This window comes from Embleya sp. NPDC050154 (assembly GCF_044460165.1).
Classification (GTDB): Bacteria; Actinomycetota; Actinomycetes; order Streptomycetales; family Streptomycetaceae; genus Embleya.
The window spans coordinates 477,115-496,728 of record NZ_JBITJP010000005.1; the positions used below are offsets into that span (position 1 = coordinate 477,115).

A 19,614-nucleotide genomic window follows, 5' to 3' on the forward strand; every position below is an offset into this window, starting at 1 on the left:
AGCGGGCCGCCGACGGGGCCGAACGGGTGCGGATCCGGCCACGGTCGGCTCGTCCGTGTGGTGACGAGATGTCCACCGAGCGCGATTTTACCAGAGTCGGTAGTTATCTTGAGGTTACCTTTACCTTACGCGTGTTGGTTCACGTATGGCGAGATTCCAAGATCGCTAATGTGTGCGAGTTCCATCGAAGTGCGGGCGCTCGGCGCCCGGCGTACAGGGGGTCGATGTATCCGACGACTCGCAGGATGTGGGGCGGAATCACCGCCGCGACGGTCGCCGCGCTCGCGCTGGTCGCGTGTGACGCGGACGACAAGGACAAGAAGGACACGCCGAAGGCGGCCGACACGCCGGCCGCCACGGCACAGGTGGTGGCACCCGCGCCCAGCGGCGGTCCCACCGCCTCCGGCCCGGCGCGCACCCAGGCGCCGAAGTCCGCCGAGCCGTCGACGGGCGGGGCGAGCGGCGAACCGGGTGAGGACTGTGGCCCGCCGCCCGCGGCCAAGCCCGGCCACAAGATCGTGTATCCGACCAAGCTGCCCACCAAGGGCTCGCTGTACTACAAGAACACCAAGTTCGTCTGCGATCCCAACGACGGCCACTACGAGCCGGTCGGCGCCGAGCAGACGCCGCTGCTGTTCGCCCCGAAGGCCACCGGCACCTTCGCCGGCCCGCCGGCGCGGAAGGCGGAGTACATCGGCCAGATCTGGGAGCACATCGACAAGTGCCTGTCCCACCAGACCGACGGCGACAACCTGTGCTCGTCCAACGGCACGTACGACATCACCCTGAACGCGGCGAACGAGATCACCGACATCAAGGAGATCTTCCACTCCTGAGCGGGACGCGGGTGCGATCGTGACGCGGGAGCCGGCGGGTGGGCGTGCCCGGGTCGACCTCGAGAGGACACCATCGACCCGTGGAACTCCACGGCGACGAAGACGGGCCGGCGTGCCGCGGCGATGGCGGACGGCCCGCCCGGACCCGCACGGCACCTGCGAAAAAGTGGGGCGGGAGCCGACCGGCTCCCGCCCCACCCCGTGTTCGCAACCGGCCCACGGCCGAAGCCGCTTCGATCTACTCGGGCAGCTTCGCCGCCGCCGCCCGGTCCAGCAGCCACAACGTCGCGCCCGTGCCGTAGGCCCCGGCCGCCGGGGTCTTCGTGGCGTCCGTGGAGGTCCGGGCCGTGGCGACCGCGTCCGCCTTGTCCTCGCCCGCGGCGAGCAGCCACACCTCGTGCGCCGCTCGGATCGCCGGGAAGGTCAGGGTGATCCGGGTCGGCGGCGGCTTGGGGGCCTCGCGTACGGCGACCACCGTGCGCACCGACTCCGCCGTCGCGGCGAAGCCCGGGAAGAGCGACGCCACGTGCGTGTCGGGGCCGACCCCGAACATGGCCAGCGTGAACGCCGGCACCGACGCGCCGTCCGACGCGGCGGCGGCCAGTTCGGCGGCATAGCGCCGCGCCGCCGCGTCCACGTCGTCGCCGTCCGGACCGTCACTGGCCGGCATCGCGTGCACCAGCTCCGGCACCACCGGGACGGTGTCCAGCAACGCCTTGCGCGCCTGCGTCTCGTTCCGGTCGGGGTGACCGGCCGGCAGGAAGCGCTCGTCGCCCCACCAGATGTGCAGCCGGTCGAAGTCGATCGCGCCCAGAGTGGGCGTGAGCGACAACTCGTGCAGCAGCGTGTTGCCGTTGCGGCCACCGGTCAGCACGAGGTGCGCGACGTCGAACTCGGCCTGGGCGTCCGCGACCCGCTGGATCAGCCCGGTCGCCGCCGCCTTGGCCATCAGCACGGTGTCCGCGTGCACCCGTACCGGCCCGTGCGCGCTCACGCGCCGCCGTCCTTCTTCTTCCGGGGGGTGCGCGGCGCGGCGGGCTTGGCCGCGGCGGCCTCGCCCTTGTCGACGGCCTTGCGGGTGGCGACCGGCTTGGTCGCCGCAGCGCTCGACGTGCGCTTGAGCGGCGGAGCCGTACCGAGGTCCTTGGTCGCCTTCGGGCGCGGCGCCTCGCCCTCCTCGGCGCGCTCCACGTCCCGCACCGGCGTCTGCGACACCGGAGGTTCGGTGAACGAGCCCGGCGAGGGATCGCGCGCCGCCTCCAGCGCGGCCCGGGCCAGGGTCGCCGCGTACACGTCGTCCGGGTCCAGCCGGCGCAGTTCCTCGGCGACCAGGTCGGAGGCCTCGCGGCGCTTGAGCGCGACCACGCGGTCCGGCTGGCCGGGCGAGGACAACGACGCCATCATCCCGTCCGGGCGGTCGATCACGATCTCGCCGTCCTCGGTCACCAGCGTCACCGAGGTGATCCCGGGACCGCCGGTCTCCACCCGCTCCACGTCGACCTCGAGCCGGTCGGTCAGCCACAGCGCGAGCAGTTCCGCGCTCGGGTTGCCCGCCTTGGCGCCGACCTTGGCGCGCAGGATCCGGCTGTACTTCTGGTCCAGCGCCGCGGCCAGCAGGCTGCGCCACGGCGTGGTCCGGGTCCAGGCCAGGTCGGTGTCGCCCGGCGTGTACGCGCTCGCGCGCAGACGCAGCACATCGGCCCGGCGCGGCGGCGCGGCGGCGTCGGTCACCCTGCGGGTGGCCAGCGCGCCCAGCAGGTCCTTGCTCGGCACCTCCGGCGCCCGACCGGGCCACCACACCACGACCGGCGCGTCCGGCAGCAGGAGCGGCAGCACGACCGACTCGGCGTGGTTGGCCAACTCGCCGTGCATGCGCAGCAGTACGGTCTCGCCCACACCCGAGTCGCCGACCCGGACCTCGGCGTCCAGCCGGGGGCTGATCTCCTGGCCGGGGCGGCCGATCACCACCAGGATCCGGGACGGGTGCTCGCGGGCGGCGGTGCTCGCGGCCTTCATCGCGTCGTACTGGTTGGCCTCGTCGGTGACGATGACCAGGGTGAGCACCATGCCGAGAGTGGGGCTGCCCATTCCTCGGCGGGCCTCCACCAGTGCGGCATTGATCTTGCTCGACTTGGTGTCCGTCAGATCGATCATCATGGGCGGCGCCAGCTCCGTCCGTCACGTGCGAGCATCTCGTCGGCCGCGTCGGGACCCCAGGTCCCGGACACGTAGGGCTCGGGCTTGCCGTGCTGCGCCCAGTGCTCCTCGATCGGGTCGAGGATCTTCCAGGACAGCTCGACCTCCTCGTGCCGGGGGAACAGCGGCGCGTCGCCGAGCAGGACGTCGAGCAGCAGTCGCTCGTACGCCTCCGGGCTCGACTCGGTGAACGACTCGCCGTACGCGAAGTCCATGTTCACGTCGCGCACCTCCATCGCGGTGCCGGGCACCTTGGAGCCGAACCGGACCGTCATGCCCTCGTCCGGCTGCACCCGGATGACCAGGGCGTTCTGCCCCAGTTCCTCGGTCGCGGTGGCGTCGAAGGGCAGGTGCGGCGCGCGCTGGAAGACCACCGCGATCTCGGTGACCCGGCGCCCCAGCCGCTTGCCCGCGCGCAGGTAGAACGGCACGCCCGCCCAGCGGCGGTTGGCGATCTCCAGCTTGATCGCGGCGTAGGTGTCGGTGCGCGAGTCCGGCGGGATGCCGTCCTCCTCGAGGTAGCCCTTGGCCAGCTCGCCGCCCTGCCAGCCGCGGGTGTACTGGGCCCGGACGGTACCGCGCGAGAGGTCGTCGGGCAGCTTGACCGAGCTGAGCACCTTGAGCTTCTCGGCGACCAGCGAGTCGGCGTCGAAGGACACCGGCTCCTCCATCGCGGTGAGCGCGAGCAGTTGGAGCAGGTGGTTCTGGATCACGTCGCGCGCGGCGCCGATGCCGTCGTAGTACCCGGCCCGGCCGCCGATGCCGATGTCCTCGGCCATGGTGATCTGTACGTGGTCCACGTAGGACCGGTTCCACAGCGGCTCGAACATGGTGTTGGCGAAGCGCAACGCCATGATGTTCTGGACGGTCTCCTTGCCCAGGTAGTGGTCGATCCGGAAGACCGCCTCGGGCGGGAAGACCTCGTCGACGACCTTGTTCAACTCGCGTGCGCTCTTGAGGTCGTGCCCGAAGGGCTTCTCGATCACCACGCGGCGCCACGAGTCGGCCTTGGGATCGGCGAGGCCGTGCTCCTTGAGCTGGCGCACCACCTCGGGGAAGGCCTTCGGCGGCACCGACAGGTAGAACGCGTGGTTGCCCTGGGTGCCCTGCTGCTCGTCCAGCTCGTCGATCGTCTGGCGGAGCTGGTCGAACGCCTTGCCGTCGTCGAACTCGCCCTGGACGAACCGGAATCCCTCGGAGAGCTGCTGCCAGACCTCTTCCCGGAAGGGGGTCCGGGCGTGTTCCTTGACCGCCTCGTAGACGACCTGGGCGAAGTCCTGGTTCTCCCAGTCGCGTCGGGCGAAGCCGGTCAGCGCGAAGCCCGGCGGCAGCAGGCCGCGGTTGGCCAGGTCGTAGATCGCCGGCATCAGCTTCTTGCGGGACAGGTCGCCGGTGACGCCGAAGATGACCAGACCGGACGGGCCCGCGATGCGCGGGAGTCGGCGGTCCTGCGGGTCGCGCAGCGGGTTCTCCGGCCACGCGGCCGGCTTGGATTTGGCGGCCTTGGGGCTCATCGAGCCGCTCCGTCCACGAGGGCGCGGGCGGCGTCGAGCAGTTGCCCGAGTCCGGCCGCGCGGTCGGTCAGGTGCAGGCGCAGCACCGGGCGCTCGCGCGAGGTGATCGCGCCGAGGTCGCCCAGGGCCTGGGCCAGTTGCAGTCGGCCGAAGCTGTACGGCTTGGCCGGCACGTCCAGGTCCTCGGCGTTCGCGCCGGTGATCTGGAGGAACACCCCGACCGGCGGGCCACCCTTGTGGAACTGGCCGGTGGAGTGCAGGAATCGCGGCGCCCAGCCGAAGGTGACCTGCGCGCTGTCCAGAGCCTCGGCCAGCAGCGGCCGCAGCTTGGGCGCGTCGGTGTCGCCGAGCCGGTCCAGGTAGGCCATCACCGCGAGGTAGCCGTTGTCGGGCACCGTCGCCAGCAGCGCGCGCAGCGCACCGGTGAGGTCGCTCGCGCCCTCCAGCAGCGCGGCGTCGCCGTGTACCTCGACCGCGCCCTCGACGAAGGCCGGCGTGCCCACCGGCAGCGGGCCGTCGTCGCCCGCCTTGGTCAGCAGCGCGCCGGTGTTGTCCTTGGACTCCTGCACGTTCGGCTGGTCGAACGGGTCGATGCCGATCACCCGACCGGCGATCGCCGTCGCGTACTCCCACAGCAACAGCTGCGCGCCCAGCGGTCCGCTGACGCGCAGGTCGACGTCGGGTCGTTCGATCTCCTCGGCGCCGATCATGGTGCGCACCGCGTCGATGCCCACCTTGTGGCCGAACCCGGGCGCGTCCACGCCCTCGACCACGACCGGCAGGATGCCCCGGCCCTGCTTGCCGGTGGACTCGGCGATCAACTGCTCGGCCCAGTCGCCGAAGCCGACGATGTCGCCGGTCTCGGCGAGTACGAGCTTGTCCCGGCCGTGGTTGGCCGCGGCCCCGAGCACCGCGCCCAGCAGCAGCCCCGGGTTGTCCCGGTCGCCGGCCAGCGCGGGCGCGAGCGCGGCGGCGTCGTCGAGGAGTTGCTCGACGTCCACGCCGGCCAGCGCGCTGGGCACCAGCCCGAACGCGGTCAGCGCCGAGTAGCGGCCACCGACGTTGGGGTCGGCGAGCACGATGGTGTAGCCGGCGTTGCGTGCGGTGTTCTCCAGCGGCGAGCCCGGGTCGGTGACGACCACGATCCGGCCGGCGAGCTGGTCGTTGGTCAAGCCCTCGTCCAGGAAGGCCTGTTCGAACGCGCGGCGGTGGCTGTCGGTCTCCACCGTGCCGCCGCTCTTGCTGGAGACGACCACGACGGTGCGCTCCAGGTCCTCGCCGAGCGCGCGGCGGACCTGGGCGGGGTCGGTGGTGTCCAGCACGGTGAGCTTCTTGCCGTAGGTGGCGGCGATCACCTCGGGCGCCAGCGACGAGCCGCCCATGCCGGCGAGGACCACGTGGTCCAGGCCCTCGGCGCTCAGCCGCTCGCGCAGCTCGGCGAGCTGCGGCAGGAGCGCGCGCGAGGAGGCGGGCAGATCGACCCAACCCAGCCGGATCGCGGCCAACGACTCGGCCTCCGGACCCCACAGGGTGGCGTCGGAGGCGACCAGGCGCGCGGGCACCTTGTCCACGACGCAGGCGGTGATGACTTCGGCGACTGCGGCGGCGTGCGATAGGTCACCGGAAACGGTGACGTCCACGCCGCCGGCGGTCACGCGTTCGTCGTTTGCGTGTACCACGGGCGGTCAGCCCTCCTATTAATGGGGTGGGAGTGTGCTGAAATCATGCCCTGATTGCGTGGAGTATCCGTCCCGTCGCCGCCGAACGGGTCACGTTCGGCGGCGACGGGACGAAGGGGTGCTGCGCCGGTCGGCGAGGGAGGCCGACCGGGTCCTGCGGTCTCGAGCGACTGCTCGTCGGTCCGGCGGGCGTCAGCCCTTGGCGAGCCGGTCCAGCTCGCCCTGCACGGACGCGAGCAGCTCGTTCCAGGAGGTCTCGAACTTCTCGACGCCCTCCTCCTCGAGCAGGTCGACGACCTCGTCGTAGGAGATGCCGAGTTTGGCGATCGCGTCCAGGTCGGCCCGGGCCGACTCGTACGTGCCGTGCACGGTGTCGCCGGTGATGGCGCCGTGGTCGGCGACCGCGTTCAAGGTGGCCTCGGGCATCGTGTTCACGACGCCCTTGACGACCAGGTCGTCCACGTACATCGTGTCGCGGTACGCCGGGTCCTTGACGCCGGTGGAGGCCCACAGCGGGCGCTGCGGCCGGGCGCCGGCAGCGGCGAGGGCCTGCCACCGCTCCGTGCCGAAGACCTCTTCGTACGCCTGGTAGGCCAGTCGCGCGTTGGCGACCGCCGCCTTGCCGGCCGCGGCCTTGGCCTCGTCGGTGCCCAGGGCCGCCAGCCGCTTGTCGATCTCGGTGTCCACACGGGAGACGAAGAAGGACGCCACCGACTCGATCTTGGAGATGTCCAGACCGGCCGCGCGAGCGCGCTCGATGCCCTCGACGTAGGCCTCCATCACCTCGCGGTAGCGGGCCAGCGAGAAGATCAGCGTGACGTTGACGCTGATGCCCTCGGCGAGCGTCTGCGAGATGGCGGGCAGGCCGGCCTTGGTGGCCGGGATCTTGATGAACAGGTTCGGCCGGTCGACGAGCCACCAGAGCTGGCGGGCCTCGGCGATGGTCGGCTCGGTCTTGTGCGCCAGCCGCGGGTCGACCTCGATCGACACCCGGCCGTCGACACCGTCGGTCGCCTCGTAGACCGGGCGCAGCACGTCGCACGCCTGGCGCACGTCGGCGGACGTGATCATCCGCACGGCCTCTTCGACGGTGACGCCGCGCACCGCGAGGTCGCGTACCTGCGCGTCGTAGACGTCGTTGCCGGTGATCGCCTTCTGGAAGATCGCCGGGTTGGTGGTCACGCCGACGACCTCGCGGTCGCGGACGAGTTCGTGCAGGTTGCCGGACTCCAGCCGCGTCCGGCTCAGGTCGTCGAGCCACACGGCCACGCCCTCGGCGGACAGGCGACGCAGGGGTTCCGTCATGACACTTTGCTCCTTCTCGAGTCGGCGGCCGGGTCCGGATCGCTCTTGGGTGCCGGACCGGCGCCCGTCGTGGGCGGTGTCGGGCGGGTGTTCCCACCCGACACCGCCCACAGGGTTACGTGACCTTCAGCTACCGGCTTGCGCCAGGGATTCCCGGGCGGCCGAAACGACCGCCTCGTGGGTCAGCCCGAACTCGGCGAACAGCTTCTTGTAGTCCGCCGACGCGCCGAAGTGCTCCAGCGAGACGATCCGGCCGGCGTCGCCGACCAGCTCGCGCCAGCCCTGCGCGATGCCCGCCTCGACCGACACGCGCGCCTTGACCGACGGCGGCAGCACCTGCTCGCGGTAGGCCTGGTCCTGCTCGTTGAACCACTCCAGGCACGGCAGCGAGACGACCCGGGTCGGCACGCCCTCGGCCTCCAGCACCTCGCGCGCCGCGACCGCGATCTGCACCTCGGAGCCGGTGCCGATCAGGATCACCTGCGGGGTGCCGCTGGACGCCTCGGCCAGCACGTAGCCACCGCGCGCGGTGCCCTCGGCCGAACCGAACTCGCCCCGGTCCCAGGTCGGTACGTCCTGGCGGGTGAGCAGGATGCCGGCCGGGCGGTCGGTGGTCTCCAGGATCTTGCGCCAGGCCACCGCGACCTCGTTCGCGTCCCCCGGGCGGACCACGTCCAGGCCGGGGATCGCGCGCAGCGCGGCGATGTGCTCGATCGGCTGGTGGGTGGGACCGTCCTCGCCGAGGCCGATCGAGTCGTGCGTCCACACGTACGTCGTGGGCAGCTTCATCAGCGCGGCGAGCCGTACGGCCGGGCGCATGTAGTCGCTGAACACCAGGAACGTGCCGCCGTAGATGCGCGTCCCGCCGTGCAGGGCGATGCCGTTCATGGTCGAGCCCATGGCGTGCTCGCGGATGCCCCAGTGCACGGTGCGCCCGTACGGGCTCGCGCCCTTGAGCGGGTTGCCCTCGGGCAGGAACGAACTGCCCTCGTCGATGGTGGTGTTGTTGGACTCGGCCAGGTCGGCCGAGCCGCCCCACAGCTCGGGGATGACCGCGCCGAGCGCGGCGAGCACCTTGCCGGAGGCCTTGCGGGTGGCGACCGGCTTGCCGGCCTCGAACTCCGGCAGCACCTTCTCCCAGCCGTCGGGCAGCCGGCGGGCGGAGATCCGGGCGTGCTCGGCGGCGCGCTCGGGGTTGGTCTCGGCCCACTTGGCGTACGCGCTCTTCCAGGCGTCGTGCGCGGCACGGCCCCGGTCGACCACCTTGTGGGCGTGCGCCAGTACGTCCGCGGCGACCTCGAAGTTCTGCTCCGGGTCGAAGCCCAGGATCCGCTTGGTGGCCGCGACCTCCTCGGCGCCCAGCGCCGAGCCGTGCGCCTTGCCGGTGTTCTGCGCGTTCGGCGCCGGCCACGCGATGATCGTGCGCATGCCGATCATGGTCGGCCGGCCGGTCTCCGCCTTGCCCGCCTCCAGCGCCGCGTTCAGCGCCGCGATGTCGATGTCGCCGTCGGCCTGCGGCTCGACCCGGATGGTGTGCCAGCCATAGGCCGCGTAGCGGGCGAGGACGTCCTCGCTGAACGCGGTCTCGGTGTCACCCTCGATCGAGATGTGGTTGTCGTCGTAGAGCACGACGAGGTTGCCCAGCTTCTGGTGGCCGGCGAGCGAGCTGGCCTCGGCGGAGACGCCCTCCTCCAGGTCGCCGTCGGAGGCGATCACCCAGATGGTGTGGTCGAACGGCGACGTGCCGGGGGCGGCGTCGGGGTCGAACAGGCCACGCTCGTAGCGGGCCGCCATCGCCATGCCGACCGCGTTGGCCACACCCTGGCCGAGCGGCCCGGTGGTGGTCTCGACGCCGGCGGTGTGGCCGTGCTCGGGGTGGCCGGGGGTGCGGCTGCCCCAGGTGCGGAACGACTTGAGGTCGTCCAGGGTCAGGCCGTAGCCGGACAGGTAGAGCTGCGTGTACAGGGTCAGGCTGGTGTGACCCGGGGACAGCACGAAGCGGTCGCGGCCGGTCCAGTCCGGGTCGGTCGGATCGTGGCGCAGGAACTTCTGCCAGATGAGGTAGGCCGCGGGGGCCAGGCTCATGGCCGTTCCGGGGTGGCCGTTACCGACCTTCTGAACGGCGTCCATCGCCAGCACGCGAGCGGTGTCGACGGCTCGCTTGTCGAGGTCGCTCCAGTCGAGAGAGCTGTTGTCGGGGGTCGGCTTGGTGCTCACCCTGGTCAGGGCTCCTTCCGGGGTCTTCCGGTGTAGGCCGAAAAAAAGCGGCCGGCTCGGGGTCTACGCCCCGGCGCCTCAGGCACGTGGCCGAGCCTACCGGGGGCGACCTGCCCGCTCGCTCGGAGGACGGCCACCCGGGTGGTGACGTTCACCTGGTGGACAGGACGGGAGGTGCGGGCGGGACGAGGCGGGACACGCGGTGGGCGCGGGACTCGACGCGCGGCTGCCTTCGGCTCGGCTACCCCGGCATGCGGCGGGCATGCCCCGGAGGGTTTGTGCCCCTGGTGAGGGACTACAGTTTCCTGCTAGTGGGTCCGGGCCTCGACATCCCGACGCCGCTCGATACCGCTTACATATTGACGAGCAAACCGGCTTCCGGGCGGCACCCGGGCCCGGCCGAAAACGCTGCTGATGGGGTGTTCGTGACAGCCGTCGAATCCCGACCGGCCGGGCTGGTGGGAAATGCGCCCGCCGGCGCCCGCCCGCCGATGGCCCGGGTTCTCGCATTCGTGGCCCTCACCAAGCCGCGCATCATCGAACTGCTGCTGATCAGCACGATTCCGGTGATGTTCCTCGCGGCCGACGGGCTGCCGGACCTGGGTCTGGTGCTTCTGGTCGTCTTCGGCGGCTACCTCTCGGCGGGCAGTGCCAACGCCTTCAACATGTACATCGACCGGGACATCGACCGGTTGATGCACCGCACCGAGCGGCGACCGCTGGTCACCGGGATGGTGTCCCCGCGCGAGTCGATCGTGTTCGCGAGCGCGCTCGGGGTGATTTCCACCGCGTGGTTCTGGTTCCTGGTCAATCCGCTGTCGGCGGCGCTTTCGGTCTTCGCGATCTTCTATTACGTGGTCGTGTACACGATGCTGCTGAAGCGGCGCACGCCGCAGAACATCGTGTGGGGCGGCATCGCCGGCTGTATGCAGGTGTTGATCGGCTGGACCGCGGTGACGAATTCGCTGGATTGGGCGCCGGTGGTGCTCTTCGCGGTGGTCTTCTTCTGGACGCCGCCGCACTATTGGCCGCTGTCCATGAAGTTCACCGACGACTACACCAACGCCGGCGTACCGATGTTGCCGGTGGTGGCGGGCAACAAGGTCGTGGCGAACCAGATCGTGGCCTACAGCTGGGTCATGGTCGGTGTCTCGATGCTGCTGTGGCCGGCCGCCGACACCGGCCCGCTCTACCCGATCGCGGCGGCGCTGCTCGGCATCGCGTGGTTGTGGGAGGCGCACGGTCTCCAGCGTCGAGCCAAGGCCGAGGTCACCGGTGGCAAGCTGAAGGAGATGCGGCTGTTCCACTGGTCGATCACCTACCTGACGCTGCTGTTCGTCGCGGTGGCGGTGGACCCGCTGGTGTTCTGAGCCGACCCCCTCGTCGGTCGGCTCCGGGGACGTGATCCGGACCACGTGGGTTCACTCGGATCCGGCGACGCGCCCTCGGTAATGTGGGCGCCATGACGGACACCGATACCACGACGGCCACGCCGGACCCGGGTACCCCGGACACGCGGGTCGAGCGACAGGTGCGCAGGATCGCCAAGCACATCGAGCGCTTCACCGCCGCGCACGGCGGGGGAGGCGACGCGATCGTCGAGTACGTCGGGCGCGACGCGACCCGGATCGTGCTCGTGGGGACCGACGGGGCATGGGGCGACCAGGTCGTCCGCAACCCGGACATCGCGCGCGCGGCCATCGTCAAGGCGGGCGTCACGCTGCACGAGGAGTTCCCGAACGACCTCGCGGCGAAGGTACGCACGACCAAGTACGAGTGGAACCGCATGGCGGGCATGCAACTGGGCGGCTCGCAGGGCTGACCCGGTCGGACCATGGCGTGGCATCGGCCCGCGCGCGCCGGCCGGCGCGGGTCAGGCCACTTCGTCGTGTCCGCCCGGACGGGCTTCGTCGGGATCGCGGCTGTCGTGCGCGGTGAACACGAAAGCCGAGGCATCGCCGTCCAGGTCGATGGTCAGCGACGCATCCAGGGCCTTCGCGAGGCGCGTGAGCAGCGGCAGGGTCGGCACGGAGTCGCCGCCCTCGATGTCGGAGATCCGCGGCGCGGCTGGGTCCTTCCCGCGCGCCCCGCCGGTTCGCTCTGCGACAAACCGAGTTCGACACGGCGGTCGTGGACGGCCCGGCCGAGCGCGAACGCGTACCCGACTACCCGTCGGCGCTTCACCCGGTCGGGGCGTGAAGTGTGTCCGCCGCGACGCGGGGACTTGCGCCTCCGGTAGGGGGAGCCGTGAGGGTGGGGGCATGAACGGCGACGCGCTCCACACGATCGGGGACCTGGCTCGGCGGACCGGGCTGACGGTCAAGGCCATTCGGTTCTACTCCGACTCGGGGATCGTGCCGCCCACCGATCGCAGCCCCGCCGGCCACCGCCGCTACGACACCGACGCCGTCGCCCGCCTGGACCTCGTCCGCACACTGCGCGACCTGGGACTGGACCTGCCCACGATCCGCCGGGTCGTGGACCGGGAGCAGTCCCTCCCGGAGGTCGCGGCGGCACATGCCGAGGCGCTGGCGGCGCAGATCCACACGCTGCGTCTGCGTCGCGCGGTGCTCACGGTGGCGGCTCGACGCGGGGCCGGCCCCGAGGAGATGGATCTCTTGCACACCCTGGCCAAGCTCTCCGAAGACGAACGTCGACACCTGATCGCCGACTTCCTCACGTCGATCTTCGGCGACCCGGACGCCGATCCCGCGTTCGCCGGGATCATCCGCTCGATGACGCCCGAGCTCCCCGACCACCCCGAGCCGGAACAGGTCGAGGCGTGGGTCGAACTGGCCGAACTCACCCGCGACCCGGACTTCCGCACCGCCCTCCGAAACCTGGCCGAGCAACACGGCACCGAACGCACCCGGTCCGGAGCCACGGTCCCGCGCCGCGACACCATCGCCGTCGCCCGCACCCACGCGGCAGCGGCCCTGGCAGCCGGCATCGCCCCGACCGCACCCGAAGCCGCCCCGATCGTCGCCGCGCTGACAGCGGACTGCGCCCGAACCACCGGCCTCCCCGACGACGCCCACCTGCGCCGCCGCCTACTCACCCGCCTGCACTCCGCGAACGACCCCCGCCGCCACCGCTACTTCCACCTCCTCGCACTCGTCAACGGCTGGCCCGCCCCGATCGACCCCACCCCCGAACTCGCCTGGCCCATCCACGCCTTGCGCGCGGGGACACCGACGTAACCAAGAGCCGGGACTTCCGGCCACGGCGGTGAACAACCCGAAGGCGGCCGAGCATCGGCCCACCGCGGCGGCGGGCGACGGTCACGACGGATGCCGATCCGCTGCTCCGCTCCGGTCGGCACGCCGTGCGCCGACTCGCCCCGCACTCGAATCAGGCCGGATCCTCGCTTCGAGCACCGATCTCGCGGCCGTCGGGCGGCGGGACGACGGCCTCGCCCACGCGGTGCTGTGCGTCACGGCCGGAGCAGACCGGCGCGGCGGCGGAGGTCGGCTTCCGGAGGGAGGGTGGTCGGGTCGATACGCGTGGGGGCGGGGACGTAGTGCTCGTAGAGGGGTTCGGCGCCGCGGGGCATGGGTCGGCGGTCGAGGAGGGTGAGGAGGGCGGAGCGGGCGCAGGCATATGTCCTGACCGCTTGCAGCGCCTCCTCGCGACACCTTCCGGTTCGCAGTGCCTCGTGTGCGTGCTCCGCCGTCGCGCGGGCCCGGGCGTGGGTCGGCGCGATGTCGTGGTGCCAGGAGGCGAGGTCGAAGAGGAGTTTGTCTCGCCGGGCCGACTCGAATTGCCGACCGGGGTCCGCTGTCGTGCCCTCGGGCGGCGGGGCGAAGAAGGCGAAGCCGCGTTCTCGGTGCAGCGGGAAGTCATGGGCGTGCGTGCCGGTGTAGCCGTCCAGGTCGATGGGCGACATCGGTGTCGGCGTAGGCTGCGCGGCGGTCATCGCACCATGACAGGGCACCCGTACGGCGTTGTCCAGCCCGGCCGCAGCGGCGCGCGGCGGAGCGAACCGGCCGACCTGCGCACCGAGGTCGTGAACGACGGCGGTCGACCGGTCGGAGTGGCGTCCTTTGCGACCCGGCCGCGGGACGGCGCCGGCGCATTCGGGCCCCGATGGGCAACCGGATCGTCCGGCCGTGGGGTCCCCCCCGGCGTCACCGGGGCGTGGTTCCGGGTTCATCGGGGTACGGGTGTTCCGGTCCCATCCGCCGGGTACAGCAGAGCGGGAAAGTGACGTGAGGGACCAAAATGGGGCCACACGTGGGACCGGCCACGGGCCCACACGATGGACCGAAGGAGTGAGGGCGATGGCTGCCGCTCTGAGGGAGGACGACGCACAGGCCCACGTACACGGGGTGTGCTTCAAGACCGGCCCACCCGCACGGGTGGGGATCGAGCTGGAATGGATCGTGCACGACGGCGCCGACGCCCGCCGGGAGGTGGCGCCGGAGCGGCTGGACGAGGCCCTGGCCCCGCTGAAGGCTGATGGGCTGCCGTTCGGCAGTAGGTTGACCCGCGAGCCGGGTGGGCAGGTCGAGCTGAGCTCACCACCCGCCGCCACGCTCGCCGGATGCGCCGAGGACCTCCGGGCCGACAAGGTCGCCCTGGAACAGGCGCTGGCCGCGAGCGGACTGGTGCTCGCCGGCCACGGCCTGGAGCCGTACCAAAACCCACCACGGATCGTCGACCATCCCCGCTATCGGGCGATGGAGGCGTACTTCGACCGTGCCGGCTCGTGGGGCCGGATGATGATGCGCGGTACCGCGTCCGTCCAGGTCAACCTGGACGCGGGAGACGATGGCGAGGGCCGTCAGGGCTATCGGTCGCGCTGGGAACTGACCCACCGACTCGGCCCGGTACTGGTCGCCGCGTTCGCCAACTCGCCGCTGTGGCAGGGCAGGCCGACCGGTTGGCGGTCGACCCGACAACTCGTCTGGACCCGGATGGACCCCGGCCGCACCCGGCCGCCGGAGCCGCAGCCGGGAGCCGACCCGGATCCGCGCGCCGCCTGGGCGTGCTACGCGCTGGACGCCCCGCTGCTGTGCGTACGCGGCAGTGAGGAGGACTGCTGGACCGCACCCGAGGGGCTGACCTTCCGCTCCTGGCTGCGCGGCGCACCCGGCGTGCGCCCACCCACCCTGGAGGACTTGGACTACCACCTGACCACGCTCTTCCCGCCGGTCCGCCCGCGCGGTTGGCTGGAGCTGCGGATGATCGACGCCCAGTGCGGCGACGACTGGGTCGTCCCCGCCGCGATGGCCGCCACCCTTTTGGACGACCCGGTCGCGGCCGAGGCGGCCTGGGCGGCGACCGAGCCGCTGTGCCCGAACGGCGCGGCGGTGCCCGACGAGTCGATGTGGACCCGGGCCGCCCGGCTCGGTCCCGCCGACCCGGTGCTGGGCAAGGTGGTCCGCGCGTGCTTCGCCGCCACCGAGAACGCCCTGGCCGACGGCGGCGCCCCCGGCCCGCTGCGCGCGGCCGTCGCCGAATTCACCCGGCGCTACGCCGAACGGGGCCGATGTCCCGCGGACGACCTGCTGGAAAGGACCCGTCGATGAAGTCGTTGAAGCCATCGCAGCCGCCGAAGGCGCCGAAGCCGTCGAAGCGGTCCGGCCGGGCGGCGTCGACGAAGACGTCGCAGCCCACAGCATCCACACCGTCCACTGGGGCCACGGGGTCCGCGGGATCCGGCGGATCCCATCCGGAACCCCCGACCACCGATCGCCGTGCGATAGCCCGGGCCGCGCTGATCCGGGCCCGACGTCGGACCCTGGCCCTGACCGACTGCCTGACCGACGAGGAACTGACCGCCCAGCACTCCCCGCTGATGTCGCCGCTGGTCTGGGACCTGGCCCACATCGGCAACCAGGAGGAGTTGTGGCTGGTCCGCCGCGCCGGCGGGAGACCCGCGCTGCGCCCGGACCTGGATCCGCTGTACGACGCGTTCCGGCATCCGCGCGCCGACCGGCCCGCGCTGCCCCTGCTCGGGCCGGAGCAGGCCCGGGAGTACGTCGGGCGGGTGCGTGAACACACCTTCGACGTCTTGGAATCCGCCGATCTCGGCACGGGCGGCGATCCGCTCCTGGCCGACGGATTCGTGTTCGGCATGCTCGCCCAACACGAGCAGCAGCACGACGAGACCATGCTGGCGACCCATCAACTGCGGGACGGGGCAGCGGTGTTGGATGCCCCGGGACCGCCGGGCGCGGCCGATGCGGACGCGCTCGACGGTGAAGTCCTGGTCCCCGCCGGGCCGTTCGAGATGGGCACCACGGACGATCCGTGGGCACTGGACAACGAACGACCCGCGCACATGGTGGACGTACCGGCGTTCTGGCTGGACACGGCGCCGGTGACCAACGCGGCCTACCTGGAGTTCATCGCCGACGGCGGTTACGCGGACGACCGCTGGTGGAGCCCGGAGGGTCGGCGGCACCGACAGGACGCCGAGCTCACCGCCCCGTTGTTCTGGCGGCGCGACGGTGACACGTGGCTGATTCGGCGGTTCGGCCGGACCGAGCCGGTGCCGCTCGACGAGCCGGTCCTGCACGTGTGCTGGTACGAGGCCGACGCGTACGCGCGCTGGGCCGGGCGGCGGCTGCCGACCGAGGCGGAGTGGGAGAAGGCGGCCCGGCACGATCCGGCCGAGGGCCGCTCGCGGCGGTATCCGTGGGGTGACGCCGACCCCACGCCCGAGCACGCCAACCTGGGCCAACGGCACCTGCGACCGGCGCAGGCCGGCGCCTACCCGGCGGGAGCCGCCGCGTGCGGGGCGCGGCAGTTGATCGGCGACGTCTGGGAGTGGACCTCCTCCGACTTCACCCCCTATCCGGGATTCGCCGCGTTCCCCTACCGGGAGTACTCCGAGGTGTTCTTCGGCCCCGGGCACAAGGTGCTGCGCGGCGGCGCGTTCGGGGTGGACGAGGTGGTCGCCCGGGGCACGTTCCGCAACTGGGATCTGCCGATCCGCCGGCAGATCTTCGCCGGCTTCCGGACCGCCCGCGACGCTGCGCCCCGGGAGGCGCGCTGATGTGTCGTCATCTGGCCTATCTGGGACCGGAGATCACCCTCGCCGAGGTCCTGGTGGACCCGGCGCAGGGCCTGTACGAGCAGTCCTGGGCGCCGCGTCGGCAGCGGTACGGGACGGTGAACGTGGACGGCTTCGGCTTCGGCTGGTATCCGGACCAGCCGGCCTCGGCGTCCCGGGACGAAACCGAGGCCGAGGCCGGTGCCGGGGCCGACGTCGAACCCGCCCGCTACCGGCGGGCGTTGCCGATCTGGGCCGATCCCAACCTGCCCGACCTGGCGCGCACCATCCGCAGCGGCGCTTTCCTGGCCGCCGTCCGCAGCGCCACCGCGGGCACCAGTCAGGACGAGGCCGCTGCCGCGCCGTTTCGGGACGGCCGCTGGTTGTTCAGCCACAACGGCGCGATCCCGGAATGGACCCGGCTGCCGATCGGGCCCGCGCTCGATCCGGCCGACCTGCTCGCCCTGGAGTCGCGCTGCGACTCGGCGCTGCTCTGGGCCATGCTCGCGCGCCGACTCCGGCAGCGGGAGCCGGTCGGCGGCGCGCTGGCCGACCTGGTCCGGCGGATCGCCGAGGTGCGTCCGAACGCCCGGCTCAACCTGCTGCTCACCGACGGCCGGACCGTCTTCGCCACCCGGTACGGCGACACCCTGTGGTACCGCACCGCCCCCGGCCGGGTCCTGGTCGCCTCCGAGCCCGACGCGAACACGGGCGGCGGTTGGGGCGAGTGGCTCGAGGTACCCGAACGCTCCCTCCTGCTGGCCACCCGCAGCGGGGTCCGCATCGCCGCGATCCGCCCGGTACGGGCCGTCGCCGCACGTCCGTCATCCGCCCCACAGGAACGGCGTCCCATGAACAGCCGCTTCACCCTCGACCACCGGCTGCCGGCCGACTATTTCGACACCACGCTGCGTGCCGACGTGCTCCGGGGCCTCACGGCACCGACCAAGTCGCTGCCGCCCAAGTGGTTCTACGACGCGCGCGGCAGCGAACTGTTCGAACAGATCACCCACCTGCCCGAGTACTACCCCACCCGCGCCGAGCAGGAGATCCTCACCCGGCGCGCCGCCGAGATCGCCGCCGCCACCCGGGCGCACACGCTGATCGAGCTCGGCTCCGGTTCCTCCCGCAAGACCCGGCTGCTCCTGGACGCGCTCACCGCGGCCGGCACGCTGGAGCGCTATGTGCCGCTGGACGTGAGCGACTCGGCGCTGACCCAGGCCGGCGAGGCACTCTGCCGCGACTATCCCGGCCTGCGGGTCGCGGCCACCGTCACCGACTTCGAACACGACCTGGCACTGGCCGACGAACCCGGCCCTCGACTGCTCAGTTTCCTGGGCAGCACGCTGGGCAACCTCGGCCCCGCCCAGCGCACCGACTTCTACCGCATCCTGCGGCGCGCCTTGAGCGCCGACGACACCCTGTTGCTCGGCGTGGACCTGGTCAAGGACCCGGGTGTCCTGGTCGCGGCCTACGACGACAGCCAGGGCGTCACCGCCGCCTTCAACAAGAACGTGCTCCACGTGCTCAACCGCGAACTCGACGCGGACTTCGACCCGGACGCCTACGACCACGTGGCCGTGTGGAACGCCGGGGAGGAGCGCATCGAGATGCACCTGCGCTCCCGCGTCGGGCAGACCGTGAAGATCCCGGCGGTGGACCTGTCGGTGGACTTCACCGAGGGCGAGCTGCTGCGCACCGAGATCTCCACCAAGTTCCGCCGCGAGGCCCTGCTCGCCGAGCTGGCCGAGGCGGGCTTCACCGTCCGCCAGTGGTGGACCGACCCGCAGGAGCGCTTCGCACTCCTGTTGGCGGTCCCCAGCCGCTGATCGAGGCGGGACCAGGAACGCCGAGACGGGTCGGACCCGCGAGGGTTCGACCCGTTTCGGGCCCGGCATCGGGCGGTCAGTAACGGGTGGCGACCGGCTCGCGCAGCTCGGCGTCGAGGTCGTCGGCCCCCTCGGGCCGGGTGTCGCCGCGCATGCGCAGGGCGAACAGGACCCGGGTGGCGGTGACCACGGTCAGGGCGGCGCCGAACATGTGGGTGAGGACCATCCACTCGGGGAGGCCGTTGAAGTACTGGACGTAGCCGATCAGGCCCTGCGGGATCAGCACCGCGAGCAGCCACCACACGCGGTGCTGGGCGGCGAGCGGGGCGTCGGTGACGCGCAGCGCCAGCGCCAGGGCGACGGCCGCGCCCAGGAGCAGGAACGCCAGGTCCGCGTGCAGCCAGGCCGTCTGGTCGATGTCCACGTCGAAGCGCTTGGCCTTGAGGTCGCCCGCGTGCGGCCCGGAGCCGGTGACCACGGTGCCGACCACGATCAGCGCGCCGGCCACCGCGAGGGTGCCGTAGCCGAACCAGCGGATCTCCGGGCGGACCAGCAGCCGGGCCGGCGCGTCGCCCTCGCCGGCGCGCTCGTACAGCATCACCGCCGACGCGATCAGCAACATCGACAGGAGCAGGTGGCTCGCCACCGCCATCGGGTGCAGGTCGGTGAGCACGGTGATCCCGCCCAACACGGCCTGGCCGACGACCGTGCCGATCTGGATCCAGGCCAGCGTGGTGATGTCCTTGCGGCGCACGGTCAGCCGGTAGGCGGCCACCACGCAGGCCACCGCGATCGCGCCGACCACGTAGGCCAGCATGCGGTTGCCGAACTCGATGTACGCGTGGTGACTGATCGCCTCGTGCGGCGTCCAGTTGCTGGTGTCGCTGTCGCACCGGGGCCAGGTGTCGCACCCCAGGCCCGAGTCGGTGAGTCGGACGAGACCGCCCGTGACGACGATGCCGATCTGCGCCACCAGGTTCGCGAGGAACACGCGGCGGGCGACGAGGGGGGAGACGGCCTGCAGACTCATGCGCGACA

15 protein-coding genes and 2 pseudogenes are annotated in these 19,614 nt (G+C 71.9%); 8 read left to right on the forward strand and 9 right to left on the reverse strand.

The window, feature by feature from the left end; genetic code table 11:
- The first annotated feature begins 224 nt into the window (after positions 1–224).
- The gene (locus ACIBSV_RS14110) at positions 225–836 is read left to right on the forward strand and encodes a hypothetical protein (protein WP_395862590.1); all 612 of its coding nucleotides are present in this window, start codon (positions 225–227) and stop codon (positions 834–836) included.
- A 238-nt stretch (positions 837–1,074) separates the two neighbouring features.
- Here ACIBSV_RS14110 and pgl read toward each other — a convergent pair whose 3' ends face one another.
- The 6 genes from pgl to tkt all read right to left on the reverse strand — a co-directional run bounded on the left by pgl (position 1,075) and on the right by tkt (position 9,747).
- On the reverse strand, positions 1,075–1,830 hold the full coding sequence (gene pgl / locus ACIBSV_RS14115) for a 6-phosphogluconolactonase (RefSeq protein WP_395862592.1): 756 nt from the start codon (positions 1,828–1,830) through the stop codon (positions 1,075–1,077).
- Positions 1,827–2,993 (reverse strand): glucose-6-phosphate dehydrogenase assembly protein OpcA, encoded by a 1,167-nt coding sequence (gene opcA, locus ACIBSV_RS14120; protein WP_395862594.1) that lies wholly within the window; start codon positions 2,991–2,993, stop codon positions 1,827–1,829. Before opcA ends, pgl begins: the two co-directional genes overlap by 4 nt.
- Complete coding sequence (gene zwf, locus ACIBSV_RS14125; RefSeq protein ID WP_395862596.1) at positions 2,990–4,546, reverse strand: glucose-6-phosphate dehydrogenase; 1,557 nt, start codon at positions 4,544–4,546, stop codon at positions 2,990–2,992. The genes opcA and zwf overlap by 4 nt, the downstream gene beginning before the upstream one ends.
- Positions 4,543–6,225 (reverse strand): glucose-6-phosphate isomerase, encoded by a 1,683-nt coding sequence (locus ACIBSV_RS14130; protein ID WP_395862598.1) that lies wholly within the window; start codon positions 6,223–6,225, stop codon positions 4,543–4,545. Before ACIBSV_RS14130 ends, zwf begins: the two co-directional genes overlap by 4 nt.
- Before the next feature lie 192 nt (positions 6,226–6,417).
- The gene (tal, locus tag ACIBSV_RS14135; RefSeq protein WP_395862600.1) at positions 6,418–7,530 is read right to left on the reverse strand and encodes a transaldolase; all 1,113 of its coding nucleotides are present in this window, start codon (positions 7,528–7,530) and stop codon (positions 6,418–6,420) included.
- 126 nt (positions 7,531–7,656) lie between these two features.
- Positions 7,657–9,747, reverse strand: a complete 2,091-nt coding sequence (tkt, locus tag ACIBSV_RS14140; RefSeq protein ID WP_395862602.1) for a transketolase — start codon at positions 9,745–9,747, stop codon at positions 7,657–7,659.
- A gap of 425 nt (positions 9,748–10,172) precedes the next feature.
- Here tkt and ACIBSV_RS14145 point away from each other — a divergent pair, with 425 nt between their 5' ends.
- Together ACIBSV_RS14145 and ACIBSV_RS14150 are read left to right on the forward strand one after the other, a co-directional pair.
- Entirely contained in the window at positions 10,173–11,117 is a 945-nt protein-coding gene (locus ACIBSV_RS14145; RefSeq protein WP_395862604.1) for a heme o synthase, read from the forward strand.
- A gap of 92 nt (positions 11,118–11,209) precedes the next feature.
- Positions 11,210–11,569, forward strand: coding sequence for a hypothetical protein (locus ACIBSV_RS14150; protein WP_395862606.1), 360 nt, complete (start codon positions 11,210–11,212; stop codon positions 11,567–11,569).
- A 51-nt stretch (positions 11,570–11,620) separates the two neighbouring features.
- On the opposite strand, the pseudogene ACIBSV_RS14155 reads toward ACIBSV_RS14150, so the two are convergent.
- Positions 11,621–11,904 (reverse strand): annotated as a pseudogene (locus tag ACIBSV_RS14155) (helix-turn-helix domain-containing protein); the annotation flags it as partial.
- 104 nt (positions 11,905–12,008) lie between these two features.
- Between ACIBSV_RS14155 and ACIBSV_RS14160 the strand changes: the two are divergent.
- Positions 12,009–12,947 carry a MerR family transcriptional regulator gene (locus tag ACIBSV_RS14160; protein WP_395862607.1) on the forward strand — a complete coding sequence of 313 codons (939 nt, stop codon included), beginning with the start codon at positions 12,009–12,011 and terminating at the stop codon, positions 12,945–12,947.
- A gap of 233 nt (positions 12,948–13,180) precedes the next feature.
- Here the strand turns inward: ACIBSV_RS14160 and ACIBSV_RS14165 are convergent, their stop codons facing one another.
- Positions 13,181–13,633: a hypothetical protein gene (locus tag ACIBSV_RS14165; RefSeq protein WP_395862609.1), complete on the reverse strand. Its 453-nt coding sequence runs from the start codon at positions 13,631–13,633 to the stop codon at positions 13,181–13,183.
- A 394-nt stretch (positions 13,634–14,027) separates the two neighbouring features.
- Between ACIBSV_RS14165 and egtA the strand changes: the two genes are divergently transcribed.
- The 4 genes and pseudogenes from egtA (at position 14,028) to egtD (ending at position 18,576) form a co-directional block, all read left to right on the forward strand.
- Positions 14,028–15,278 carry an ergothioneine biosynthesis glutamate--cysteine ligase EgtA gene (egtA, locus tag ACIBSV_RS14170; RefSeq protein ID WP_395862611.1) on the forward strand — a complete coding sequence of 417 codons (1,251 nt, stop codon included), beginning with the start codon at positions 14,028–14,030 and terminating at the stop codon, positions 15,276–15,278.
- Positions 15,275–16,750 (forward strand): ergothioneine biosynthesis protein EgtB, encoded by a 1,476-nt coding sequence (gene egtB / locus ACIBSV_RS14175; protein WP_395862613.1) that lies wholly within the window; start codon positions 15,275–15,277, stop codon positions 16,748–16,750. Before egtA ends, egtB begins: the two co-directional genes overlap by 4 nt.
- A pseudogene (gene egtC, locus ACIBSV_RS14180) lies at positions 16,750–17,478 on the forward strand (ergothioneine biosynthesis protein EgtC); the annotation flags it as partial. The gene egtB and the pseudogene egtC, both read left to right, overlap by 1 nt.
- A gap of 120 nt (positions 17,479–17,598) precedes the next feature.
- Positions 17,599–18,576 (forward strand): L-histidine N(alpha)-methyltransferase, encoded by a 978-nt coding sequence (egtD, locus tag ACIBSV_RS14185; protein WP_395862800.1) that lies wholly within the window; start codon positions 17,599–17,601, stop codon positions 18,574–18,576.
- A 76-nt stretch (positions 18,577–18,652) separates the two neighbouring features.
- Here the strand turns inward: egtD and ACIBSV_RS14190 are convergent, their stop codons facing one another.
- Positions 18,653–19,606 carry a heme A synthase gene (locus tag ACIBSV_RS14190; protein WP_395862615.1) on the reverse strand — a complete coding sequence of 318 codons (954 nt, stop codon included), beginning with the start codon at positions 19,604–19,606 and terminating at the stop codon, positions 18,653–18,655.
- Positions 19,607–19,614 lie beyond the last annotated feature (8 nt).

What these genes read in the sequence shown, in the direction of transcription:
- ACIBSV_RS14110 (WP_395862590.1), top strand. Translation starts at nt 225, where the DNA reads ATGTATCCGACGACTCGCAGGATGTGGGGCGGAATCACCGCCGCGACG.
- opcA (WP_395862594.1), bottom strand. Translation starts at nt 2,993, where the DNA reads ATGATGATCGATCTGACGGACACCAAGTCGAGCAAGATCAATGCCGCA.
- zwf (WP_395862596.1), bottom strand. Translation starts at nt 4,546, where the DNA reads ATGAGCCCCAAGGCCGCCAAATCCAAGCCGGCCGCGTGGCCGGAGAAC.
- tal (WP_395862600.1), bottom strand. Translation starts at nt 7,530, where the DNA reads ATGACGGAACCCCTGCGTCGCCTGTCCGCCGAGGGCGTGGCCGTGTGG.
- ACIBSV_RS14150 (WP_395862606.1), top strand. Translation starts at nt 11,210, where the DNA reads ATGACGGACACCGATACCACGACGGCCACGCCGGACCCGGGTACCCCG.
- ACIBSV_RS14160 (WP_395862607.1), top strand. Translation starts at nt 12,009, where the DNA reads ATGAACGGCGACGCGCTCCACACGATCGGGGACCTGGCTCGGCGGACC.
- ACIBSV_RS14165 (WP_395862609.1), bottom strand. Translation starts at nt 13,633, where the DNA reads ATGTCGCCCATCGACCTGGACGGCTACACCGGCACGCACGCCCATGAC.
- egtA (WP_395862611.1), top strand. Translation starts at nt 14,028, where the DNA reads ATGGCTGCCGCTCTGAGGGAGGACGACGCACAGGCCCACGTACACGGG.
- egtB (WP_395862613.1), top strand. Translation starts at nt 15,275, where the DNA reads ATGAAGTCGTTGAAGCCATCGCAGCCGCCGAAGGCGCCGAAGCCGTCG.
- egtD (WP_395862800.1), top strand. Translation starts at nt 17,599, where the DNA reads ATGAACAGCCGCTTCACCCTCGACCACCGGCTGCCGGCCGACTATTTC.
- ACIBSV_RS14190 (WP_395862615.1), bottom strand. Translation starts at nt 19,606, where the DNA reads ATGAGTCTGCAGGCCGTCTCCCCCCTCGTCGCCCGCCGCGTGTTCCTC.